This window comes from Bacillus pseudomycoides DSM 12442, assembly GCF_000161455.1.
GTDB lineage: Bacteria > Bacillota > Bacilli > Bacillales > Bacillaceae_G > Bacillus_A > Bacillus_A pseudomycoides.
Genome location: NZ_CM000745.1, coordinates 646,944 through 662,118 on the forward strand (window position 1 = coordinate 646,944; position 15,175 = coordinate 662,118).

Consider the following 15,175-nt stretch of genomic DNA (forward strand, 5'->3'; position numbering starts at 1 on the left):
AAATATATTGGGAAATAATGAGTAGTACCCCTATAAAAAATACAGGGAATATAGCAGCCAGGTGAAAACCACTATAAATAATATTTGTTATTAAACCGCCGATAATAACAAATGCAGTATATATATGAGAAATGTGTTTCTTTAGTCGGATTTTGAATGCTTCCATCAAAGATTCGATAGTAACAAATAAGATAACGATACTCAAAAAAACAATGTTAGTATTGTAAATTACTAAACAACAAATTAAACCGAGAAAAGCCAAATACTCAATTATTAAGGCAATATTACGTGGCATATAATATTACCGAACTAAATACTGCAGTGGATTTACTGCGTTTGTTTTTTCAAAATTCCATTCACCATTATGTAATTTAAAATGGAGGTGCTGCCCAAATGAATGGCCTGTATTTCCCATATGTCCTAACAATTCCCCAATCTGAACTTGATCACCAACATTTACAATATAACTGTTTTTCCGTTTAGTAGATGTAGAAATATTTGTATTTTTTACGGAGTTAGCATTATTCCTTGCTTTTATTTTATTATTCGAATATAATATTTTTAGATTCGGTTTTATATATTTAGTGTCTTGTGTAGGCAATTCTTGAGCTGCTATAGTACGTGTATCTACTTGAGTTATGGATGGAAGTAGAGATGCGACTGCGACAGTAGTTGCCGTTAAAGCTGTAGCTTTCTGTTTCATCTAATATTAGCCCCCCATAGATGTGTTAATACATTCCCTATTATAGTATAAAGATATAATATTTTGTGCATTATTCATATAACTGTAATATGAAATGAGAAAAATAACAATTTTTTAATGGAATCGAAATATATTAAAAGAATAACAGATTAATAATCATTATAATATGGATTAAAGATAATTGATATTTTCTGAATAGATATATAAATCTAAATTGAAAAACTGACAGAAAAGCTTTCTTTTTAGGAGGGAGAGAGCATCCGACCTTGCATAGAAGCGGTTAGATCCTTTTCCTACCCCGTACTAAGTTAAACAAAAAGAGAAAATGAGTACAGGTCACCTTTTATTCTTCATAGCCGCGACTTATATGTTGGAAAATCAAAATGGATATATATATTTATTTTTCATATTTTATATAAGTAGAACTTTGATGTAAAGAATTCTTACTTTGTATTGGATTCATGGCTCGTAAATAGGATTGGGATAAGTTAAAACAGTTGCTGATGATGGATGACAGTGTTATACTGACTATGGTAATTTCATATTGTGCTAGGAGAGTTGGTGTTGCCAGCTGAGAGTAAGGCCGAGAGTCTTTGATCCTTTATTACCTGATCTAGATTATGCTAGCGTAGGGAAGCAATTCGGACATTAACAGTAAGTCCCTGTTTCTTTGCGTAAAGAAACAGGGCTTTTTTATTTGACAATTTTATAGTAGAAACCACTAGGGGTGCTTTATGTGCTGAGAGAGGAATAATCCTTAACCCTTACAGACCTGATCTAGATTATGCTAGCGTAGGGAAGTGGAGCAACGAATAAATGTATTTTTATTTGATGTAACCACTTCTTATAGAGGAGTGGTTTTTTATTTGAATAAATTGATATAAAGGAAGGGGAAATATAAATGAAGTTTTGTGAGAGATTATTTGAGACAGTACAGCCTGTTTGGGAAAAAAGTCATAATCACCCATTTGTAACTGGGATGGGGGACGGTACATTAGAAAAGGATAAATTCCAATATTACATCATACAAGATTATTTATATTTACTAGATTATGCAAAATTATATGCAATTGGAGTTGTGAAAGCGACTAATCCGCAAGTTATGGCAAAATTTGCAGAACAAATAGACGGCATTTTAAATGGAGAAATGACGATCCATAAACAGTATGCAAAACGCCTTGGTATTTCTGTACAAGAGATGGAAGAGGCAAAACCATCTGCTAAAAATTTAGCGTATACAAACTATATGATGTCAGTATCTCAAAATGGTACGCTTGCAGAGTTAATTGCGGCTCTGCTTCCATGTATGTGGAGCTACTGGGAAATTGGAAAGCGTTTAAATGATATTCCAGGAGCAAGGGATCATGAGTTCTTTGGGGAGTGGATTCAAGGATATAGCTCAGAAGAGTATGGAAAACTTTGCATTTGGCTAATGGATTTATTAAATGAACTAGCTGAAGGAAAGTCTGAACAAGAGTTAGACAAATTAGAAGAGGTTTTCTTATATTCTAGCCGCTTTGAGTATTTATTCTGGGATATGGCGTATCGTAAGGAGATGTGGGGTTTTGAGGAGCAAGAGCATACTACAGTTTCATAATGTTTCCTTTCATTATGATGAAAAGCCAATTATAAAGGGTCTGGATGCTTTCGTGCAAGAAAAAGAGTTTGTTAGCATCATTGGACCGAGTGGCTGTGGCAAAAGTACATTGTTTCGTTTAATTACAGGATTAGAAGAACCGACGGCTGGAACGATTCAACTTACAGAAACCTCGAGTCATCCTGTAGGATATATGCCACAAAAAGATATGCTTCTGCCATGGAGAACAATTATTGAAAATGCAGCACTGCCGTTAGAGTGCCAGGGGATAAAGAAAAAAGAAGCACATGTAAAGGCAAAAGACCTGTTAGAACAATTTGGTTTACAAGGATACGAGAACAAATATCCGAAAGATTTATCAGGTGGTATGCGGCAGCGAGTGTCCTTTATTCGAACTTTATTAACAGGCGGGGACATTTTATTGTTAGATGAGCCGTTTAGCGCATTAGATGCATTAACGAAAGCAACGTTGCAAGAATGGTTGTTTGAGCAATGGAAACAGTGGCAAAAAACCATTTTATTTATTACACACGATGTAGAAGAAGCACTTTTTCTTTCTAATCGGATTTTAATAGTGACAGAGCAGCCTATAACAACTTTAACGGAGCGTGTTGTACCACTTGGAACGGAGCGCTCAAGAAAAGATTTGCATAAGCCTGAGATACTAGGGCTAAAAGATGAGTTACTCGGTATGCTGCAAAGGCAGGTGCTCGTATGAAACGTGTGACAGAGCTACTACCTGCACTGATTTTAAGTAGCATACTGCTCATAGCTTGGGAAGTGGAGGCTAGAATTGTAGATGAGATGTATATTTTGCCATCTCCTACTGCAATTCTAGCTAAAATGTGGGCACTGCGTGACATATTACTTACAGTTCATTTGCCAGCAACCTTATATGTAGTCTTAATCGGTGTAGTTATTTCTATTGTACTTGGTGTTGGACTGGCGATGTCTATGAATGCGAGTAAATGGATAGAAAGAGCTTTTTATCCGTTACTAGTTGCTTCACAAACGATTCCAATTACTGCTTTAGCACCATTATTTGTTTTATGGTTTGGCTATTCAATTTGGAGCAAAGTCGTTGTGACAGTTTTGATTACCTTTTTCCCCATTGCGGTAAATACGTATGATGGATTGCGCAGCACGAAAAAGGAATGGGAGGAGCTTTTAGTGACATATGGTGCAACGAAAAAAGATATTTTTCTAAAGTTAAAGTTGCCATCTGCACTTCCGTACTTTTTCTCTGCTTTAAAAATTGCTGTTCCACTTAGTGTCATTGGAGCAGCAATTGGTGAGTGGCTTGGTGCACAAGCTGGTTTAGGATACTTTAGTAAACGAATGATGACACAGTTAGACGGAGCTGGTGTGTTTGCACCGATTGTGCTTCTATCATTACTAGCTATTTTATTTGTATTATTTGTTTCTATATTAGAAAAGAAATTCATTAGTTGGAGGAAACATTCATGAAATTATTCAAACGCATCTTTGTGTTTACATTATTAGTTGCAATGATTGCAGGATGTTCTAGCAATTCATCATCAGAAAAGAAAAAGGCTGAAAAAGAAGTAACAGTTATGCTCGACTGGTATCCAAATGCGGTGCATAGTTTTATCTATGCAGCGATTGAAAAAGGATACTTTAAAGAAGAAGGAGTAAAGGTGAATATTAAATTCCCTTCTAATCCAACCGATCCATTAACATTAGCGGCAGCGGGGAAAGTAACAGTTGGTTTATATTATCAACCAGACGTTGTCATTGCAAAAGCAAATGAACAAATTCCAGTGAAATCAATCGGAGCTGTGGTCCGTTCACCATTAAATCACGTCGTATCATTAAAATCAGCGGGAATCAATTCACCAAAAGATTTAGAAGGAAAGACAGTTGGTTATTCCGGAACACCTTTAAGTGAAGCGTATTTAAAAACGATGGTAAAAGAAGCTGGTGGTAATCCTGATACTGTAAAAGTAGTAGATGTTGGATTTGATTTAGTACCAGCATTAATTACGAAAAAAGTAGATGCTGTCACAGGTGCTTATATTAACCATGAAGTTCCTGTTATGCGTCATGAAGGCCATGAACCAGCGTACTTCAACCCAGCTGACTATGGTGTACCAAATTATCATGAACTTGTTTTTGTAACAGGTGATAAAACGTTGAAAAAAGATAAAGAAGCGTTGCAAGCCTTTTTACGAGGTGCGAAAAAAGGATATGAATTTATGAAAAAGAATCCAGACGAAGCACTGGGTATTTTATTAAATCATCAAGAAAAGGAAAATTCCCCACTTGTTCCAGAAGTTGAAAAAGAAAGTATGAAAATTTTGTTAGAGAAAATGGAAACGAAAGATGAGCCATTTTTATCAGATACGAAAGAGTCATGGGAAAAACAAAATAAATGGTTGAAAGAAAAAGGCATGACAAAAGAGAGTGTTCCTGCCAATGAATTATTCGAAAATATTTTAAAGTAGGCGAGTGAATATGAAAGATGAGCTCCACGTTATCTCAAATGGCCAGATGGCATTCGAAGAGTTAGCGAATGTAGCGATGCAAATTGAGAGTGAGATTGATTATTTGCATATTCGTGAGCGAGAGAAAAGTACGAAAGAGTTATATGAAGGTGTGGAAGGTCTCCTAAAAGGAGGCTTTCCGGCATCTAAGCTTGTGATTAATGATCGAATCGATATTGCAATTCTATTAAATATTTCTCGCGTACAATTGGGGTATCGAAGTGCTGATGTCAGGTCTGTAAAGGAAAAGTTTTCTTATTTGCATGTTGGTTATTCTGTGCATTCTTTAGAAGAAGCGATAGTAGCGTTCAAAAATGGAGCAGATTCACTTGTTTATGGTCATGTATTTCCAACGAGTTGTAAGAAAGATGTTCCGGCAAGAGGGTTGGAAGAGATTTCAGATATAGCAAGGCGATTAACGATACCGATTACAGCTATTGGAGGGATAACACCTAAAAATATAGGAGAGGTTCTTAGAGCTGGCGTGAGTGGTATTGCTGTTATGTCTGGGATTGTAAGTGATAGTAATCCGTATAAGCAGGCAAGGTTGTACAAGGAGACAATAAGAAAGTGGGCGAAAAATCATGAGTAAGAAGTATGATGTAGCCATTATTGGCGGCGGTGTGATTGGGAGTTCAGTTGCACATTTTCTAGCGGAAAGAGGATACCAAGTTGCAATTGTTGAGAAACAAAGGATTGCGTCTGAAGCTTCTAAAGCAGCGGCAGGTTTACTTGGTGTACAGGCGGAGTGGGATGCGTACGATCCACTATTTGAGCTTGCTAGAAAAAGCCGTGCAATATTTCCACAACTTGCAGCAGCTTTACGTGAAAAAACGGGTATTGATATTGGATATGAAGAAAAAGGTATATATCGTATAGCCCAAAATGAAGATGAGAAGACAAGAATACTAGATATTATGGACTGGCAACAGAAAACAGGTGAAGAATCATATTTTCTGACAGGAGATGAGCTTTATGAAAAAGAGCCATTCCTCTCTTCATCGATCATTGGGGCTGTATATTATCCAAAAGATGGTCATGTTATTGCACCGGAACTTACAAAGGCATTTGCACACTCTGCGGCCATTTCTGGTGCTGATATATATGAACAAACAGAAGTATTTGATATCAAAATAGAAGACAACCGAGTAGTAGGAATTGTTACGAATGAAGGTATGATTACATGTGAAAAGGTAGTAATTGCTGGTGGTTCGTGGAGTACAAAACTACTTCATCATTTTCATAGTGATTGGGGTACATATCCTGTAAAAGGAGAAGTTGTTGCCGTAAAGAGCTGTAAACCATTGCTGCAATCTCCTATTTTCCAAGAGCGGTTTTATATCGCGCCAAAACGTGGTGGACGCTATGTAATTGGAGCAACGATGAAGCCTCACACGTTTACTAAGTCTGTACAACCAGAAAGTATTACTTCGATATTAGAACGTGCTTATACAATCTTGCCGGCTTTGAAAGAAGCTGAATGGGAAAGTACGTGGGCGGGATTACGCCCGCAATCTAATCACGAGGTTCCTTATATGGGGGCACACGAGGAAATAAAAGGATTATATGCTTGTACCGGTCATTACAGAAACGGTATTTTATTAAGTCCCGTTTCTGGTCAATATATGGCAGATTTAATAGAAGGAAAGCAAGGGAATTATTTGCTAGATTCATTGGTTTCTAAATCAATTTATCCTGCATGAACTGGCAGTAAACGCCTGATTGATGGGGGATAAAGAGAACACATGTTGATTAAAGTTTCACTTTATATAAATGTATTTTGATTTTTTAACATGTAAGTCAATGTGACAAAGAATAAAAGCTGAACTACACTCGTTTTTTTTCTTTGTTTTTACTTGGCATGGGGCAGGAAAAGGATCTGACCGCTTCTATGCATGGTCGGATGCTCTCTCCCACCTAACAAGAAAGGTTTATATAGAAAGGGGATGGAAGTTTGAATTTGAAAATTAATGGTAAGCAAGTAGAGGTACCTGGGAGTGTTAAGACAGTAGCAGAATTGCTTACACATTTAGGATTGGATACAAAAATTGTTGTGGTGGAACGTAACCAAGATATTTTGCAAAAAGAAGACCATCGAGATATATCTGTTTTTGATGGAGACCAAATTGAGATTGTAACTTTCGTAGGAGGCGGTTGATTATGTTGAACATTGGACCATTTACATTTCATTCTAGACTTTTATTAGGAACAGGGAAATTTTCTGATTTTGATGTACAAAGAAAAGCAATTGAAGTATCAGAGGCAGAAATTTTAACATTTGCAGTACGTCGTATGGATATATTTGATGCAGACCAACCCAATTTATTAGAAAAAATTGATGTAAAAAAATATACATTACTCCCAAATACAGCAGGGGCAAAAAATGCTGAAGAAGCAGTTCGTATTGCGAAATTAGCAAAAGCTTCAGGGCTTTGTGACATGGTAAAAGTAGAGGTTATTGGTGATGACAGAACGTTATTACCTGATCCAGTGGAGACTTTAAAAGCCTCTGAAATGTTGTTAGAAGAAGGATTTATTGTTCTTCCTTATACATCTGATGATGTTGTATTAGCACGTAAATTACAGGAACTTGGTGTTCATGCGATTATGCCTGGTGCATCACCAATTGGCTCAGGACTTGGAATTGTAAATCCATTAAACTTAAGCTTTATTATTGAACAAGCAAAAGTACCGGTAATTGTGGATGCAGGTGTTGGTAGCCCAGCTGATGCAGCATTTGCGATGGAATTAGGAGCGGATGGTGTGCTATTAAATACAGCTGTATCTGGAGCGAAGGATCCTATTAAAATGGCAGAAGCAATGAAATTAGGTATTCATGCAGGACGTTTAGGATTTGAAGCAGGACGTATTGCACGTAAGCGTTGCGCGACAGCAAGTAGCCCGTTAGAAGGAATGAGCGTAGTTGAATAATCGATATTCTCGCCAAGAGTTATTTTCTCCAATTGGTGAAAAAGGGCAGCAAAAAATAGGCGAAAAGCATGTGTTAATCATTGGTGCTGGGGCACTTGGTAGCGCGAATGCGGAGATGCTTGTAAGAGCTGGCGTCGGCCATGTGACGATTGTGGATCGCGATTATATTGATTGGAGCAATTTACAACGTCAGCAGCTATATTGTGAGGAGGATGTAGAAAGTAATCTTCCGAAGGCTGTAGCAGCACAAAGACGTTTGCAAGCGATTAATAGCAATGTAATTGTAGAAGCATATGTTCAAGATGTGACAGCAGAGGAATTAGAAGAGCTTGTTACAAATGTCGATGTAATGATTGATGCGACTGATAATTTTGAAACACGTTTTATCGTTAATGATATATCACAAAAACATTCAATTCCGTGGGTTTATGGGGCGTGTGTAGGAAGTTACGGCCTTTCTTATACGATTTTACCAGGAAAAACGCCATGTTTATCTTGTTTATTACAATCTATTCCGCTTGGCGGAGCAACATGTGATACAGCAGGTATTATTTCACCTGCTGTATCTCTCGTTGTTTCTCATCAAGTAACGGAAACGATTAAAATTTTAGTAGAGGATTATGAAGCACTTCGTGATGGACTTGTGTCGTTTGATGTATGGAAAAACGAATATTCATGTATGAATGTGCAAAAGCTTCGAAAGCCGAATTGTCCATCATGTGGTGGGGAAGCACTCTACCCATATTTAAGTAAAGAGAATACATCGAAAACTGCAGTTTTATGTGGAAGAAATACAGTTCAAATTAGACCTCCTTATAAAGAACAATTAGATTTTAAACGATATAAAGAGCTGCTGCGCGATCGCGTAGCAGATTTAATGGTAAATCCCTATTTATTATCATTTTCAGTTGAAGGAAAGCGACTAGTTGCCTTTCAAGATGGACGCGTACTTGTGCATGGAACAAAAGATATAGTAGAAGCAAAAACGATTTATCATCGCTATTTTGGATAGAAAAGGATGAGTGAGATGAAAGTGAATAAAGCTTTAACAATTGCTGGATCAGATAGCGGCGGTGGTGCAGGTATTCAAGCAGATTTAAAAACATTTCAAGAGCTTGGTGTATATGGAATGACAGCTATTACAGCTATTACAGCTCAAAACACACTTGGTGTGCAAGGAGTATATCCTGTTACACTTGAAGGGGTTCAGGAGCAATTAAATTCAATTGGTGCTGATTTAACACCAGATGCTGTTAAGCTTGGCATGCTATTTAGTAGTGAAATTATTAAGGTCGTTGCAGAAAATATTAAAAAGTTTGGCTGGAATAATATTGTACTAGATCCTGTTATGATTGCAAAAGGTGGAGCATCATTGTTACAACAAGAAGCTGTGCAAGCATTAAAGGAATATTTATTACCAATTGCAACAGTTGTGACTCCGAATGTACCGGAAGCAGAAGTATTAACAGAGATGGAGATTCATAACATCCAAGATAGTAAAGAAGCTGCAAAAGAGTTGCATAGATTAGGAGCCAAGTACGTTCTTATGAAAGGTGGACATGCGGATTATCAAGGAAATGAAGTTATTGATTTCTTATTTGATGGTGAACAATTTATTGAGTATAGAAGTGAAAGAATTGATTCAAAACAAACGCATGGTAGCGGTTGTACATTTGCATCTGCTGTAACGGCAGGACTTGCAAATGGGTATCCAATCGAAGAAGCGGTTCGAGAAGCGAAAAAGTTTATTAGCATAGCAATTGAACAGCAATTGAATATTGGAAGTGGTCATGGGCCAACGAACCATTTTGCATATAAAGTGAAACTTTAATCAGTGGAGAGCTTCATCCCCCACTGATTATTAGCCTTCACCAATCGGGCTTTTACAGGCAGTTGATTCCCCATCTAGTAGCTTTTGCTTTCGCTGCATTTTTGGGGATCTTACTGCCTGTTAATGCGGGGCAAACGTCAAGAAACCCGTGCATAAATATTCAAGTTTTGATGGGGAAGTCAGTTTTATAACTGGCTTTTTTTATTGTTTACTTTTTCCATATTTAGGAGTATTATATCAGCCAGAATCTGTTTTTTGTAACGCTGAGTCCGATTCATTTGGAGCGGAGGAACCAAATTGTGCATGGTCACTAGGGGTGAATCTTTCATGATGAAAGTAGGGCTACTCTCAAAGTCCGAATCCGACAGCTAACTTCGTAAGCGTCTTGAGAGAGGATGGTGCATGGATGGATACATCACTTCATCGGTCTGACTAGTATAGGAGAATATCAATCTATATTTGAATTCTTTTATGCTAAGGAGGATGATGTACATGGATGGGGAAAAAGAGGTAACGCTCATTTGTGTAGGGGAAGAGGAAAAAGTAAACAGTTTACGAGAATTAGTGCCTTTTCAACAAGATATGATTATTTTTACCGCAACTGAACATGTAGCGGCTGAAGTGCGAGCATGTGGATTTGAATCAACTTATTGTTGCAATGGTGAGCAGAATTTAACTAATATTTGCAAGAGGATTAAAAAAGTAATCCTGCTAGGAGATGAGCTTCCAACAGTTAGCTTTTTTACCGAGCGTATTCGATTTTCTTTTCAAGCACCTATTACAGTTGTCACAAGAAATAAAAGATATCCAGTAAGGCTCTATCAAACAATTGGAGCTACATTTGTAGTGTTTACAAATTGTGATAACATTTCTTTTTTATTTTTTGAATAGGGCGGGGGAAGTGATGATGAAGGTGTTATTACGCGAGGATATAGCGTATCGTTGGGCAGTATCAGTAGAGCGAGTTCAAGAATTAGCAATGGATTCTATGTTTCCAAAACCATATATGATATTGCCATCAGAAGAGAGTTTGTATTTAGAAACGGATATTATTGCGTATGAAATGTTGCATGTGGAACTAACACGAGTCTATATTCGTGGGAGAAACTTGCGTTCATTTTTATAATGCAAAAAGGGAATGAATTCAAGGTACTATTAAAACGGTACTCAAATTCATTCTCTTTTTTTATTTCATATTAAAAATCGATTTTGATGAAAAAGAAAGAAAAGACAAGGAAACAGATGATAAAATATTAATCTTAATCAATGTAAGCGTTTAAATGATGAAATATTTTCTTATTTTAGGTAATTTTACTCTTTACAAGTTAAATATAGAGGAGTATATTTACATTCATAAATTGTTCATAAATATTTCCAAAAACAACCTGATATCGCTGAGTCCAGAAATGGAGCGGGGGAACCAATTTTGTGCATTGTCACTTGGGGTGAATCTTTCATTACGAAAGTAGGGCTACTCTTTAGGCCCGAATCCGACAGCTAACCTCGTAAGCGTTTGGAGAGGAGGTTTACTTTTGTGTTGTTCATTTTTGAACACTGAGTAGAGCCTCAGTGTTCTTTTTTCGATGGGTATATGGTAAAATTTAACATTTAAAAGTGAGGGATTATAATGCTTGATGTTGTGATGATCGGAATCTGTGTTGTATTGGTAGCATCTATGATAGGGCTAGCGAGCTGGTCAGATAAAGTTGTGAAAGAAGGGAAGCAATCATGATGATTGCCTTATCGGTTATTGTTGCAGCAATTACGGTGTATTTAGTTTATGCGTTATTAAATCCAGAAAAGTTTTAACTAGGGGGAAGCATTTATTATGATTTGGGTCGCAGTTGTAATCACAATGTTGTTATTCATTCTTGTCGCAAAGCCAACGGGTACTTATTTAGAGAAAGCCTTTCAAGGAAATAGCAGATTAGAAAAAGTATTTGGGCCTTTTGAAAAGATTATTTTCAAAATTGCAGGTGTTAAAGCGTATAACCAGAGTTGGAAACAATACGCTTTATCGCTAGTTGCACTCAATGGTTTCATGATCGTTGTTGTATACTTCATCTTTCGCTTACAAGGCGTGCTTCCATTAAATCCGGCTCATATTGAAGGGATGGAGCCAACGCTTGCTTTTAATACAGCAATCAGCTTTATGGCGGATACAAACTTACAGCATTATAGCGGCGAAAACGGATTATCTTATTTATCACAATTAATTGGGATCACATTTTTAATGTTTGCTGCACCGGCAACGACATTAGCACTTGTTATGGCTTTTATAAGAGGATTAGCAGGCAAGGAACTGGGGAACTTTTTCGTTGATTTTACTCGAGCTTTAACAAGGGTCTTTCTTCCCATTGCATTTGTTGCAGCACTGATTTTTGTTGCGCTTGGTGTACCGCAAACTTTAGACGGAGCAGTTACAGCACAAACAATTGAAGGTGTGAAACAGAGTATTTTGCGTGGTCCTGTAGCTTCATTTGTTTCAATTAAGGAACTTGGTAACAATGGTGGCGGATTCTTCGGAGCAAACTCCACACATCCATTTGAGAATCCAGGACAAATCAGTAACATCTTACAAATGATGCTCATGATGTTACTGCCAACAGCTTTACCGTTTACGTATGGACGAATGGTTGGCAATAAGAAACAAGGGCGTATCCTTTTCGTTTCCCTATTTATGGTATTTTTAATTGGGTTTGTAACGATTGTTTCATCTGAATTACATGGGAATCCAGTATTAAATCAAATGGGTATGGAACATGTGCAAGGCAGTACAGAAGGAAAAGAAGTACGATTTGGAACAGTCTTTTCTTCACTGTATGCGACAGTAACAACAGCAGCCGAAACAGGTGCAGTTGATACAATGCATGATACGTTAACACCAATTGGTGGATTGGTACCACTTGTAAACATGATGTTAAATACAGTGTTTGGTGGTGTTGGAGCAGGTTTTGTCAATATCATTATGTACGCAATTATTGCAGTCTTTATATCTGGATTAATGGTTGGACGGACACCAGAATTTTTAGGTAAGAAAATTGAAGGAAAAGAAATGAAATTAATTGCGGTAACAATATTATTTCATCCATTGCTTATTTTAGGATTTTCAGCATTGGCCCTTTCAACTCATTTAGGGACGGATGCGATTTCTCATTCAGGTTTTCATGGTTTAACGCAAGTTGTATATGAGTATACATCTTCTGCTGCCAACAATGGATCTGGATTTGAGGGACTAGGAGATAATACACCATTTTGGAATATTACAACTGGTTTAGTAATGTTTTTAGGACGTTATTTCAGTTTAATTACGATGTTAGCTGTCGCAGCTTCATTGAAAGAGAAGACGGTAGTGCCAGAAACAGTAGGAACGTTCCGCACAGATAATAGTTTATTTGGGGGCATTTTCATTGGAACAATTGTAATTGTTGGTGCATTAACGTTCTTCCCAATGTTAGTGCTAGGACCAATTGCAGAATTTCTTACATTGAAGTAATGGAGGGTAAATGATGAAACCAGTAGTGGTAAAAGAAAAACAAGCAAATCAATCGATTCCATCGTCAATACATGCTGTAGAAAGTGAAGTTAGACAAGCGAAAACAATGGATCGTGATATTGTTACACATGCGATGAAACAATCAGTTGCAAAACTGAATCCAAAAGTAATGGTGAAAAATCCAATTATGTTCGTAGTAGAAATTGGATTTATTATCACTTTTATTTTATCGTTTCTTCCTAATATATCTAGTAGTATACCAGGTTGGTTTAATATAACAGTTTCTCTCATTCTATTATTTACAGTGTTATTTGCGAATTTTGCAGAAGCATTAGCTGAAGGGCGTGGGAAAGCGCAAGCAGATTCTTTGAAACAATCGAAGAAAGATGTATTTGCAAATGTCATAAAAGAGAATGGGAAAATCGTTCAAGTTTCAGCGACTGAGCTGAGAAAAGGTGACATTGTAATTGTAAAGCAAGGGGAAATGATTCCAAGTGATGGTGAAGTCATTAAAGGTTTGGCATCGGTGGATGAATCAGCAATTACAGGTGAATCTGCTCCTGTTATTAAAGAAGCAGGTGGTGATTTTTGTTCGGTAACAGGCGGTACAATGGTTGTTAGTGATGAGATTACAATTTCGATTACAAGCAATCCAGGTGAGTCATTTATAGATAAAATGATCTCTTTAGTAGAAGGGGCTGCCCGTCAAAAAACACCAAATGAGATTGCTCTGAATACAGTACTGACAAGTTTAACTCTTATTTTCTTAATTGTAGTTGTAACACTACCGATTTTTACAAATTATTTAGGGTTTAAGATTGATACAGCCGTACTTGTTGCACTTCTTGTTTGTTTAATTCCAACAACAATTGGAGGATTATTATCCGCGATTGGGATTGCAGGAATGGACCGTGTTACGAAATTTAATGTATTAGCAATGTCAGGTAAAGCTGTAGAGGCTGCGGGTGATATTAATACAATTATTTTAGATAAAACGGGTACTATTACTTTTGGAAACCGGATGGCACATACATTACTTCCTGTAGGAAACGAAACAATTGAACAATTAGCAAAATGGGCTGCATTAGGATCAGTTTTAGATGAAACACCAGAAGGTCGTTCTGTAATTGAATATGTAAAATCAAAAGCTTTATCATATAACAGTGAGCTTGCTGAGCAAGGAGAGTTTGTTCCGTTTAAAGCAGAAACAAGAATGAGTGGTGTAGACTTACTTGATGGTACAAAAGTAAGAAAAGGTGCAGTTGGTGCTGTTATTGAGTGGGTACAAGCGCAAGGTGGTACGATTCCAAAAGATGTGAGTCAAAAGGCAGATTTAATTTCAAAAGAAGGTGGGACACCACTTGTAGTTGCAGTGGATGATCGTATTTATGGCTTAATCTATTTAAAGGATACTGTAAAACCTGGTATGCGTGAACGTTTTGAACAACTTCGCCAAATGGGAATCAAAACGGTTATGTGTACAGGGGATAACCCATTAACAGCAGCAACAATTGCGAAAGAAGCAGGTGTAGATGAATTTGTTGCAGAATGTAAGCCAGAAGATAAAATTGCAGTTATTAAAGCAGAACAAGATAAAGGAAAACTTGTGGCAATGACTGGTGATGGTACGAATGACGCACCAGCATTAGCACAAGCGGATGTTGGGTTAGCGATGAATAGTGGAACAACAGCTGCGAAAGAAGCAGCTAATATGATTGATCTAGATTCCAATCCAACAAAAATTATTGAGGTTGTAGGTATTGGTAAACAGCTGTTAATGACGCGTGGTGCGTTAACAACGTTCAGTATCGCGAATGATATAGCAAAATACTTTGCGATTATTCCAGCGATGTTTACATTAGCAATTCCGCAAATGGAAGCACTGAACATAATGAAATTAACTTCGCCACTTTCAGCTATTTTATCAGCATTAATATTTAATGCGATTATCATTCCATTACTCATTCCATTAGCAATGAAGGGGATTGCGTATAAACCGATGAGTTCCAATGCATTGCTTGGTCGAAACCTATTAATTTACGGACTTGGAGGAGTCATTGTTCCTTTCATTGGGATTAAGGTAATTGATCTAATTGTAGGATTGTTCATATAA

General features: G+C 37.1%; 18 protein-coding genes and 4 riboswitches. Of the genes, 16 read left to right on the forward strand and 2 right to left on the reverse strand.

What is annotated here, in order from left to right; genetic code table 11:
* Nucleotides 1-295, reverse strand: a 295-nt coding sequence (locus BPMYX0001_RS30115) for a hypothetical protein (protein WP_081449580.1), incomplete at its 3' end; no start/stop codon positions are given.
* 6 nt (nucleotides 296-301) lie between these two features.
* Complete coding sequence (locus BPMYX0001_RS34470) at nucleotides 302-703, reverse strand: M23 family metallopeptidase (RefSeq protein ID WP_006093583.1); 402 nt, start codon at nucleotides 701-703, stop codon at nucleotides 302-304.
* Nucleotides 704-1,244: 541 nt separating this feature from the next.
* A riboswitch (TPP riboswitch) is annotated at nucleotides 1,245-1,355 on the forward strand.
* A 61-nt stretch (nucleotides 1,356-1,416) separates the two neighbouring features.
* Nucleotides 1,417-1,519: riboswitch (TPP riboswitch) on the forward strand.
* Nucleotides 1,520-1,604: 85 nt separating this feature from the next.
* Between BPMYX0001_RS34470 and tenA the strand changes: the two genes are divergently transcribed.
* From tenA to kdpB, 16 genes are all read left to right on the forward strand, one after another.
* Nucleotides 1,605-2,300: a thiaminase II gene (tenA, locus tag BPMYX0001_RS03300; RefSeq protein ID WP_006093584.1), complete on the forward strand. Its 696-nt coding sequence runs from the start codon at nucleotides 1,605-1,607 to the stop codon at nucleotides 2,298-2,300.
* On the forward strand, nucleotides 2,269-3,018 hold the full coding sequence (locus tag BPMYX0001_RS03305; protein ID WP_018782384.1) for an ABC transporter ATP-binding protein: 750 nt from the start codon (nucleotides 2,269-2,271) through the stop codon (nucleotides 3,016-3,018). Before tenA ends, BPMYX0001_RS03305 begins: the two co-directional genes overlap by 32 nt.
* Nucleotides 3,015-3,767, forward strand: coding sequence for an ABC transporter permease (locus BPMYX0001_RS03310; RefSeq protein WP_033798633.1), 753 nt, complete (start codon nucleotides 3,015-3,017; stop codon nucleotides 3,765-3,767). Before BPMYX0001_RS03305 ends, BPMYX0001_RS03310 begins: the two co-directional genes overlap by 4 nt.
* Entirely contained in the window at nucleotides 3,764-4,765 is a 1,002-nt protein-coding gene (locus tag BPMYX0001_RS03315; RefSeq protein ID WP_033798634.1) for an ABC transporter substrate-binding protein, read from the forward strand. The genes BPMYX0001_RS03310 and BPMYX0001_RS03315 overlap by 4 nt, the downstream gene beginning before the upstream one ends.
* A gap of 10 nt (nucleotides 4,766-4,775) precedes the next feature.
* Nucleotides 4,776-5,396 carry a thiazole tautomerase TenI gene (tenI, locus tag BPMYX0001_RS03320; protein WP_018782381.1) on the forward strand — a complete coding sequence of 207 codons (621 nt, stop codon included), beginning with the start codon at nucleotides 4,776-4,778 and terminating at the stop codon, nucleotides 5,394-5,396.
* Nucleotides 5,389-6,507 (forward strand): glycine oxidase ThiO, encoded by a 1,119-nt coding sequence (gene thiO / locus BPMYX0001_RS03325; protein ID WP_018782380.1) that lies wholly within the window; start codon nucleotides 5,389-5,391, stop codon nucleotides 6,505-6,507. The genes tenI and thiO overlap by 8 nt, the downstream gene beginning before the upstream one ends.
* A 251-nt stretch (nucleotides 6,508-6,758) precedes the next feature.
* Nucleotides 6,759-6,962 carry a sulfur carrier protein ThiS gene (thiS, locus tag BPMYX0001_RS03330; protein ID WP_006093590.1) on the forward strand — a complete coding sequence of 68 codons (204 nt, stop codon included), beginning with the start codon at nucleotides 6,759-6,761 and terminating at the stop codon, nucleotides 6,960-6,962.
* 2 nt (nucleotides 6,963-6,964) lie between these two features.
* Nucleotides 6,965-7,735: a thiazole synthase gene (gene thiG, locus BPMYX0001_RS03335; protein WP_003195314.1), complete on the forward strand. Its 771-nt coding sequence runs from the start codon at nucleotides 6,965-6,967 to the stop codon at nucleotides 7,733-7,735.
* The gene (locus tag BPMYX0001_RS03340; RefSeq protein ID WP_018782379.1) at nucleotides 7,728-8,747 is read left to right on the forward strand and encodes a thiazole biosynthesis adenylyltransferase ThiF; all 1,020 of its coding nucleotides are present in this window, start codon (nucleotides 7,728-7,730) and stop codon (nucleotides 8,745-8,747) included. Before thiG ends, BPMYX0001_RS03340 begins: the two co-directional genes overlap by 8 nt.
* Before the next feature lie 6 nt (nucleotides 8,748-8,753).
* Nucleotides 8,754-9,566, forward strand: coding sequence for a bifunctional hydroxymethylpyrimidine kinase/phosphomethylpyrimidine kinase (gene thiD, locus BPMYX0001_RS03345; protein ID WP_006093592.1), 813 nt, complete (start codon nucleotides 8,754-8,756; stop codon nucleotides 9,564-9,566).
* Between the two features lie 251 nt (nucleotides 9,567-9,817).
* Nucleotides 9,818-9,965, forward strand: a riboswitch (cyclic di-AMP (ydaO/yuaA leader).
* A gap of 93 nt (nucleotides 9,966-10,058) precedes the next feature.
* A complete protein-coding gene (locus tag BPMYX0001_RS03350; protein WP_003195320.1) occupies nucleotides 10,059-10,457 on the forward strand; it encodes a hypothetical protein in 399 nt (132 codons plus the stop codon).
* Nucleotides 10,458-10,470: 13 nt separating this feature from the next.
* Nucleotides 10,471-10,692 carry a hypothetical protein gene (locus tag BPMYX0001_RS03355; RefSeq protein ID WP_006093593.1) on the forward strand — a complete coding sequence of 74 codons (222 nt, stop codon included), beginning with the start codon at nucleotides 10,471-10,473 and terminating at the stop codon, nucleotides 10,690-10,692.
* Nucleotides 10,693-10,948: 256 nt separating this feature from the next.
* A riboswitch (cyclic di-AMP (ydaO/yuaA leader) is annotated at nucleotides 10,949-11,092 on the forward strand.
* Between the two features lie 101 nt (nucleotides 11,093-11,193).
* Nucleotides 11,194-11,298 carry a hypothetical protein gene (locus tag BPMYX0001_RS03360; protein ID WP_016113183.1) on the forward strand — a complete coding sequence of 35 codons (105 nt, stop codon included), beginning with the start codon at nucleotides 11,194-11,196 and terminating at the stop codon, nucleotides 11,296-11,298.
* Nucleotides 11,295-11,375, forward strand: coding sequence for a K(+)-transporting ATPase subunit F (kdpF, locus tag BPMYX0001_RS03365; protein ID WP_000972378.1), 81 nt, complete (start codon nucleotides 11,295-11,297; stop codon nucleotides 11,373-11,375). The genes BPMYX0001_RS03360 and kdpF overlap by 4 nt, the downstream gene beginning before the upstream one ends.
* Before the next feature lie 19 nt (nucleotides 11,376-11,394).
* A complete protein-coding gene (kdpA, locus tag BPMYX0001_RS03370; RefSeq protein ID WP_006093595.1) occupies nucleotides 11,395-13,062 on the forward strand; it encodes a potassium-transporting ATPase subunit KdpA in 1,668 nt (555 codons plus the stop codon).
* Between the two features lie 13 nt (nucleotides 13,063-13,075).
* Nucleotides 13,076-15,175, forward strand: a complete 2,100-nt coding sequence (kdpB, locus tag BPMYX0001_RS03375; RefSeq protein ID WP_033798637.1) for a potassium-transporting ATPase subunit KdpB — start codon at nucleotides 13,076-13,078, stop codon at nucleotides 15,173-15,175.

Bases quoted from the DNA above. Each gene is read 5' to 3' on its own strand.
- thiO (WP_018782380.1), top strand. From the start codon at position 5,389: ATGAGTAAGAAGTATGATGTAGCCATTATTGGCGGCGGTGTGATTGGG.
- BPMYX0001_RS03310 (WP_033798633.1), top strand. From the start codon at position 3,015: ATGAAACGTGTGACAGAGCTACTACCTGCACTGATTTTAAGTAGCATA.
- kdpF (WP_000972378.1), top strand. From the start codon at position 11,295: ATGATGATTGCCTTATCGGTTATTGTTGCAGCAATTACGGTGTATTTA.
- tenI (WP_018782381.1), top strand. From the start codon at position 4,776: ATGAAAGATGAGCTCCACGTTATCTCAAATGGCCAGATGGCATTCGAA.
- kdpA (WP_006093595.1), top strand. From the start codon at position 11,395: ATGATTTGGGTCGCAGTTGTAATCACAATGTTGTTATTCATTCTTGTC.
- BPMYX0001_RS34470 (WP_006093583.1), bottom strand. From the start codon at position 703: ATGAAACAGAAAGCTACAGCTTTAACGGCAACTACTGTCGCAGTCGCA.
- thiG (WP_003195314.1), top strand. From the start codon at position 6,965: ATGTTGAACATTGGACCATTTACATTTCATTCTAGACTTTTATTAGGA.
- BPMYX0001_RS03350 (WP_003195320.1), top strand. From the start codon at position 10,059: ATGGATGGGGAAAAAGAGGTAACGCTCATTTGTGTAGGGGAAGAGGAA.
- BPMYX0001_RS03315 (WP_033798634.1), top strand. From the start codon at position 3,764: ATGAAATTATTCAAACGCATCTTTGTGTTTACATTATTAGTTGCAATG.
- thiD (WP_006093592.1), top strand. From the start codon at position 8,754: ATGAGTGAGATGAAAGTGAATAAAGCTTTAACAATTGCTGGATCAGAT.
- BPMYX0001_RS03355 (WP_006093593.1), top strand. From the start codon at position 10,471: ATGATGAAGGTGTTATTACGCGAGGATATAGCGTATCGTTGGGCAGTA.
- tenA (WP_006093584.1), top strand. From the start codon at position 1,605: ATGAAGTTTTGTGAGAGATTATTTGAGACAGTACAGCCTGTTTGGGAA.
- kdpB (WP_033798637.1), top strand. From the start codon at position 13,076: ATGAAACCAGTAGTGGTAAAAGAAAAACAAGCAAATCAATCGATTCCA.
- BPMYX0001_RS03360 (WP_016113183.1), top strand. From the start codon at position 11,194: ATGCTTGATGTTGTGATGATCGGAATCTGTGTTGTATTGGTAGCATCT.